At 66.2% G+C, this 6732-nt stretch carries 8 protein-coding genes; 5 read left to right on the top strand and 3 right to left on the bottom strand.

The window, feature by feature from the left end; translation table 11 throughout:
* Positions 1–192 precede the first annotated feature (192 nt).
* From ACRDP3_RS13330 to ACRDP3_RS13320, 3 genes are all read right to left on the bottom strand, one after another.
* Positions 193–627: a PIN domain-containing protein gene (locus tag ACRDP3_RS13330; RefSeq protein WP_431517125.1), complete on the bottom strand. Its 435-nt coding sequence runs from the start codon at positions 625–627 to the stop codon at positions 193–195.
* On the bottom strand, positions 624–863 hold the full coding sequence (locus ACRDP3_RS13325) for a ribbon-helix-helix protein, CopG family (RefSeq protein WP_431517124.1): 240 nt from the start codon (positions 861–863) through the stop codon (positions 624–626). Before ACRDP3_RS13325 ends, ACRDP3_RS13330 begins: the two co-directional genes overlap by 4 nt.
* 186 nt (positions 864–1049) lie before the next feature.
* On the bottom strand, positions 1050–1748 hold the full coding sequence (locus ACRDP3_RS13320) for a hypothetical protein (protein ID WP_431517123.1): 699 nt from the start codon (positions 1746–1748) through the stop codon (positions 1050–1052).
* Positions 1749–2485: 737 nt separating this feature from the next.
* Here ACRDP3_RS13320 and fxsT point away from each other — a divergent pair.
* The 5 genes from fxsT to ACRDP3_RS13295 form a co-directional block, all read left to right on the top strand.
* Entirely contained in the window at positions 2486–4504 is a 2019-nt protein-coding gene (fxsT, locus tag ACRDP3_RS13315) for an FxSxx-COOH system tetratricopeptide repeat protein (RefSeq protein ID WP_431517122.1), read from the top strand.
* Between the two features lie 237 nt (positions 4505–4741).
* Positions 4742–5029 (top strand): transposase, encoded by a 288-nt coding sequence (locus ACRDP3_RS13310; RefSeq protein ID WP_431517121.1) that lies wholly within the window; start codon positions 4742–4744, stop codon positions 5027–5029.
* Positions 5026–5919, top strand: coding sequence for an IS3 family transposase (locus ACRDP3_RS13305; RefSeq protein ID WP_431517120.1), 894 nt, complete (start codon positions 5026–5028; stop codon positions 5917–5919). The genes ACRDP3_RS13310 and ACRDP3_RS13305 overlap by 4 nt, the downstream gene beginning before the upstream one ends.
* A 65-nt stretch (positions 5920–5984) precedes the next feature.
* A complete protein-coding gene (locus tag ACRDP3_RS13300; RefSeq protein WP_431517119.1) occupies positions 5985–6212 on the top strand; it encodes an ANTAR domain-containing protein in 228 nt (75 codons plus the stop codon).
* A 97-nt stretch (positions 6213–6309) separates the two neighbouring features.
* The coding region (locus ACRDP3_RS13295) for a GAF domain-containing protein (RefSeq protein WP_431517118.1) at positions 6310–6732 on the top strand (423 nt) is incomplete at its 3' end.

Here is a 6732-nt window from a genome sequence, read left to right as displayed (position 1 = left end):
GGACGGGGTTGCGTACGCCGGCCGAGGTGAACGTGTCGGTGATGGCGCGCCGCGAGGCCGGGAAGCCGTCCCACGCGTCGTGCCAGATGATGTCGCCGCTCGGACCGTCGTGGTCCAGGCGCGCCATGACGGGTGTTGACCGTGGCTGTCCGGCCGTACTGGCACGCATCTGGCACGGTCGGCCAGGTCTTTCTACAAGTCGTCGGGCAGAAGCCGAAAGGCGTGTTTGCCGGTGAGCGGGGTGATGGCTCTGAAGTCCCGGCGGTCGAGGGTCAGGATGATCTCGGTGTCGTACGCCTCGGCCAGAACGACGTTCACCGCATCGGTCAGATCGAGCCGCAGGGCCGCGTAGTGGTTCTGGACCTTACGTGCCTTGCGTAGTGTGTCGGCGGACAACTCGGGAATGGCGAAGCGTCCGGTTCGCTCTTGACTCAGCAGCCAGTCGTTCACCGCGTACACGGTCTTGCGGTCGACGTTGCGCGTGGTGATGTGTTCAATCTCCAGAATTACCAATGGTGATACCACGGTGAGTGCTGCCTGGCGCATGGCGGTCCGAGCGGCTCCGTGTTCAGGATCCGAGGTGTTCAGTGCGGCCACCAGGCCGGAGGTGTCACCGACGACGATCACTCGGTGTCCGCCACGCCGTCCGAGACCGCTCGGTCGATCTCCTCGGCAGTGACGGGCCCGCCGAAGTCCAGGCTGGGGATGTCCCACTCCTCGTCCCAGCGCCGGGTGCGCAGGGCCGCGAGGTGGAACGCCTCCCGAAAGTACTCCGACTCCGAGCGTCCCTCTCGCGCGGCAGCTTCCTTGATCAGCGCGAGGTCGTTCTCGTCGACCATGACGGTCGTCTTCTTCAAGGTCATAAAGTTATGGTACCTCAGCCATAACATTTCGGGACGCTCCCGTCGCGCGGCCGGACATGGGCCTCGACGGCATCTACGCCCGTCTTGGGAGGGGGTGCCGTTTAGATGCCCGCACCCGAGGAGGCCAAGACCTTCGCCTGGCTTTCCGTGTGCGCGCACAGCGGTTGTTGCTGAGGTTGCTGTACGTCACTGCTGCGCTCCGGTCCCATCTCCAGCTCTCTGATCGGGCACGCGACGGCCCCGGTTCACCAGGTCGTCGATTCCGCCTCGCAGGCCGACATTCCGTGCGCTCCAGTCGACGATGCCGACGGCCTTGCCAGTCTCCCTCTCCGTACGCGCCGCCAACGACCCGAGGTCGTCCTTGAAGGAAGCGGCGGCAACCCACAGAAAGGCTTCACAATCGGCGTGCGTCGCACGCGCCATGAACTGGTCGGCGAAGGCGGTCGACAGGCGCCCCGACTCCGACTTGGCGGTCATCGCGTAGATCCCGAAGCGTTGCCCCGTAGAGCGTTCGAGCACCAGCAGGGGGTCCCCGATCTCAGGATTGCTCGTGTGATGCAGGCTGCCGTCCGGCTCAAGGGTCTCGTCAGCGGCATGCCTGACCTCGTCCAACAAGAGCGCGAAGTCCAGTGCGACGGCATTGGGATCTTCGATGACGCCGGGGTCCGTGAGGATCAGGTCGTCCAGCAGGACTCTGGCATCCAGTGGTGGCGCTGCCTTGGCCTGCTTGATCAAACGTGCACGACGGCGTCCCATCATCAACTCAGCGTCCATGAGCCGTCCGCCCAGAAACGGCATACCCGTGATCGCCATCAGGACGAAGATCCCTCCGACGACAAGAGCCACGGCGGTGCCCGCCCCATTGTCGCTCACGAACATCGCCACCGACCCGGCTCCTGCCAGGAGAATCCCAGCGGCAGCCGCTCCGGCTCGCTGCCACTGGGATAATGGATCGGCCTCGGCTGGGTCGAACTGCATGCGGGCGCTGACACCGCGAATCTCACTCTGGGACATGGCTAGACACTAAATGTGCACGCCACGCAGCGTCATGACTTCGTCCAAGCGCCAGCAACGTCACGGCTGTTCCTCGTCGCTTACCGCCCGTACAGCCGCGGTGGGTACGCACAACAAAGAAGCCCCGGGCCGCTGGCCTGGGGCTTTGTGCTGGAGCGGGTGACGGGAATCGAACCCGCGCTCTGAGCTTGGGAACCACTGGGCGGTTGGGGCCTACAAGCCTGCTGAGCTGCGTACATGGCTCCTGATGCACCACTTGAACGGGTCGCATTGTGACCGGTGTTGACCGGGTGTCTCCGCCTGTTCTGGCACGCTTCTGGCACGGCAATTACCTCAGGAGTCTCCTCACCCCTGCCACGAGAGCGGGGGATGGTCCCGAATCATTCCTCGGGAGCCGAATTGCCATCACAGCGCCCGGGCATGTCGTTCGCTCAACAGGTTGGCCCCGGGCCTCCCCCCCCGTCGCTTCCTGCAGCCCGCCCCTTCCCCCGTACTGTCAGGTCCGCTGGCGTTGGTCGATTGTCGATTCTCCGCGGGCGGAACGGCCTCTGGGATAGCATCAGTTGGCAGCTGATCGTCGTGGTCGCCGCCATACCGGAGAGGGAGCCATGTGGCGAACGCTGGCCAGCGCGGTGGCCGGTTTGCTCGTGCTGTTCCTCGGCAGTCTTGCCTTTAATGCGGCGTCTGGGCAGAGCAGTTGGCCGGGGCCGCTCGACTTTGTGCGTGTCCACCCATGGGTGGTGCTCCTCATCCTGATACCAGTGTCGTTGATCGGGATATGGCAGGCGCCGCACCGCGACCGTACGCGGGACCCGCTCGCGCCCCTGGCGTACCGGTTGCCCCCGCGCAACACCAACTTCACCGGCCGCGATGCCACGCTGCGGGAGTTGCGGCAGCGGCTCACCTCGGGGAACGACGTCGCGATGCTGGCCGTGCACGGGCTGGGTGGCGTCGGCAAGACTCAGCTTGCGGTCGAGTACGCCTACCGCTACCTGTCGAAGTACCGCTTCGTTGCGTTCGTAAACGCCGAGCACCCCGATCTGGTGGCGTCGCAGTTTGTATCGCTGGCCAGGGAACTGGGGCTTGCGGAGGTGAGCTCCGACCAGGCCATCCCACGGGTGTACGGCAAGTTGCTGGACCACCGGCCATGGCTGATTATCCTCGACAACGGGGAGAAACCGGGCACGCTCACGCATGCGCTGCCGTCGGGTGGTCTGGCGGGCAACGGCCATGTCATCGTCACCACCAGGGTCAGCGGTTGGTCGAGCAGGGCCGACGTCATCGACCTGGATGTGCTCACCAGGCGAGAGTCGGTGGACCTGCTGGTCCGGCGGGTGTCCGGCATGACCGCGGCGGTGGCTGACCAGATCGCCGAGCAACTGGGGGACCTGCCGCTGGGGTTGGAACAGGCGGTCGGGTACATGAGTTACAACCACACGGCGCCCGAGGAGTATCTGACTCTGGTGACCTCGCGGCTGGAGGACATGATCGCGTGGGGTGAGCTGGCCGACCGGCCGGCGGTGGTGGTCGCGACCCTGTGGCAGCTCAGCGTGCAAAGGCTGGAGACGGAGCAGCCGCAGGCGGTGGCGCTGCTGAAGCTGAGTTCCCTGCTGGCGCCGGAGCCGATTCCGCTGGACCTGTTCACCGGCCACCCCGAATTACTGAACGGGGCCACAGCGGACCCGGTGGCGTGGGACACGACGGTCGGCGCCTTGGCCGGTCTGGGACTTGCGAGGCGCGGGGACGCGTCCCTGGTGCTGCACCGGCTGGTTCAGGCCGCCATCCGGGCCGCGATGCCGGACGAGGTGCGCACTGACGCTCGGGTCCAGCTGTGTCGTGCGCTGTTGGCGGCCGTGCCCGACGACATCCACGGTGACCCGGACGCGCGGCCGCGGTGGCAAGAGTTGCTCCCGCACGTCATTGCGGTGACCAAGGAGGAGCCACCGGCCGAGTGCGCCGCGGAGACCGCGGTACTGCTGAGGCTGGCCTCGGAATTCCTGATCCAGATCGGGGATTGCTCGGTGGCGCTGCCTCTGTGTGAACGTGCCCTCGCGATCGACGAGTCGCTCGAGGGACGGGACGAGGAGGTCGGCTTCGACTTGATCACCCTGGCACAGATCCACAAGGACTTCGGCGCGCCGGAGAAGGCACGCCCGATGGCGGAGCGCGCGTTGCGCCTGCACGAGTCCTGCCTGCCCGCGGACAGTCCCGTCATCGCGACAGACCTGGCTACGCTTGCGCGGACGCTGTGCCTGCTCGGTGAACACCGGGCGGCGCTGCCACTGGCCGAGCGGGCGCTGCAGATCGATGAGGCGGCGTACGGCCCGAACGACCCGTACGTGAGCTTCGACCTGGTGGCACTGGCGACCGTCCACTTCGACCTCGGCGACCACGCCACTGTCGTGCCACTGATCTCGCGGGCGCTGCGGATCCGCGAGGCCAGTTACGCGCCGGACCACCTGTACATCGGGTACGGCCTGCTGTTCAAGGCCCGAGCCCTGCACGCGTTGAACGAGCCGACCGCAGTGGACCTCGCGCGCCGGGGAGCACAGATCTTGCACACCCAACTGGGCAAGAACCACCCCAAGACCGAGGATGCATTCGCTCTGGTCAACCGTCTATGTTGACGTCCTCGCGCAGTGCTACGCCGCTCCGTCGCGCACGCTCAGCGGCGGGACAAAGCTGCGCGTATCGTCGCCGTGCTCGTCACCGCACCGGGGACTGGCGTTAGGTGTTGCGCGATTACCGGTGTTGACCGCGGTTCGCCGGTGCTACTAGGTGAAGTTCCCCCGTTGAGCTGGACAGCCTGATACTGGGACCGGTGGTCCCGGAGGAAGCAGTGCCAGTCAGTGAGTAAGAGCAACATGAGCAAGCGGTATACGCCCGAGTTCAAGCGGGACGCGGTCGCGCTGGTCGGCTCTTCGGGCCGGACGGTGACCGAGGTTGCCCGGGAACTCGGCGTCAGTCCTGAGGGCCTGCGGAACTGGGTCCGGCAGGATAGGACCGACCGCGGCGAGGGACCTGCGAGTGAGCTGACCAGCGCGGAGAAGGATGAGCTGCGCAGGCTGCGGCGGCAGAACCGTGAACAGCAACAGACGATCGAGGTGCTGCGAAAAGCGACGGTCTTCTTCGCAAGGGAGAGCGATCGATGAACGGCGTCTACGCGTTCATCGAGGCGGAGAAGACCACCCACGGCGTCGCGCTCTTGTGCCGGGTCCTCGATGTGGCCCGCTCCTCGTTCTATGCATGGCTTGCCGCCCGGCCGGCCGCTGCCGCCCGTCAGGCGGACGAGGACGCCCTGGCGGCACAGATCCGCAAGGTCCACACCGACTCACGCGGTGCCTACGGGGTGCCGCGCGTCCACGCCGCTCTTCGCCGGGCCGGCCAGGCGATCAACCGAAAGAGAGTCGAGCGGGTCATGGCCGAGCGGGATATCCGAGGGATCACGCGCCGCAAGCGTCGCGGACTGACCCGGCCGGATAAGAAGGTGGCACCGGCTGCCGATCTGATCGGCCGGGACTTCACCGCGACCAGGCCGGGCACGAAACTCGTCGGGGACATCACCTTCCTGCCCACGCTCCAGGGCTGGTGGTACCTGGCCACCGTCATCGACCTGGCGACTCGGGAGGTGATCGGGTACGCGATGGCCGATCACCACCGCGCCGAACTCGTCTGCGACGCACTGAAGATGGCCGCCGCACGCGGCGGCCTGCAACCCGGTTGCATCATGCACACCGACCGCGGAAGCGAATACACCTCCGCCCAATTCCAGTCCCTGACAGAGCAGTTGGGACTGCTGCAGAGCATGGGCCGAACCGGCTCCTGTTACGACAACGCCGCAGCTGAGAGCTTCTTCGGAGTGCTCAAGGCGGAAATCGGCACCACCGTCTGGGAAACCCGGGCACAAGCCCGCGCCGACGTCTTCCGCTTCATCGAGGTTGAATACAACCGCAGCAGGCTCCGCCGGCACCCCGAGCACGGGTACCTCACCCCACTCGAAACGCGAACGCTGCTACAACAGCAGCTCACCCCCGCAGCGTAACCACCCGCTGTCCAACATCAGGGGGGAACTTCAACCCCTCGTGGCTCAGGACCTTGGCGCAGTCGTTGAGATGGGCCGAGCCGATGCTGGACGGCCGGTGGTCCGAGCAGGCCGGCCCGCAGCATCCCGAGGTTCACCAGGCCACGGGCATGGTTACGGTGCAGTTGGGAGTGACCGCCGCGGTGGCGCTGGTGCGACTGCGGGACTACGCGTTCGCGCAGGACCGGCGGCTGAGCGAGGTCGCCAAGGACGTGGTGGCACGACGACTGCGATTCGACGGAAGCGAGCCGTAATGATGGAAGCGTTGATCCTCACTCTCGGCACCGGGCCCACGCGGCGGCTCTCACGTGGTGCAAGACTGCGGAAATACTGAAGGACGCGGTGAGTGATATGACACAGGTTCGGCTGACCGAAGTGTTCGTGGAGATGGCGGATACCCTCGTCGACGATTTCGATGTGATCGACTTTCTCCACAGCCTGACCGAACGGTGCGTGGAACTGCTGGGCGTCAGCGCCGTCGGGCTCATGCTGACCGACGAGCGGGACAGGTTGCAGGTGATCGCCGCATCCATGGAGCGGACCCGCCTGCTGGAGCTGTTCCAGCTACAGAACGAGAAGGGCCCGTGCATCGACTGTTTCCGCAGCGGTGAAGCCCTGTCGGTGGCCGACCTGTCCACGGCGGGCAAGTGGCCGCGCTTCACCGCCGCCGCCGGTGAGGTCGGCTTCACTTCCGTGCACGCGTTGCCCATGCGTCTGCGCACCGAGGTCATCGGGGCGCTGAACCTCTTCCACACCGAACCGGGCGCCCTGGAC

The organism is Streptomyces sp. (assembly GCF_050698815.1).
Classification (GTDB): Bacteria; Actinomycetota; Actinomycetes; order Streptomycetales; family Streptomycetaceae; genus Streptomyces.
Note: the sequence above shows the minus strand (reverse complement) of the source record. Positions and strands in the feature narration are given on the sequence as shown.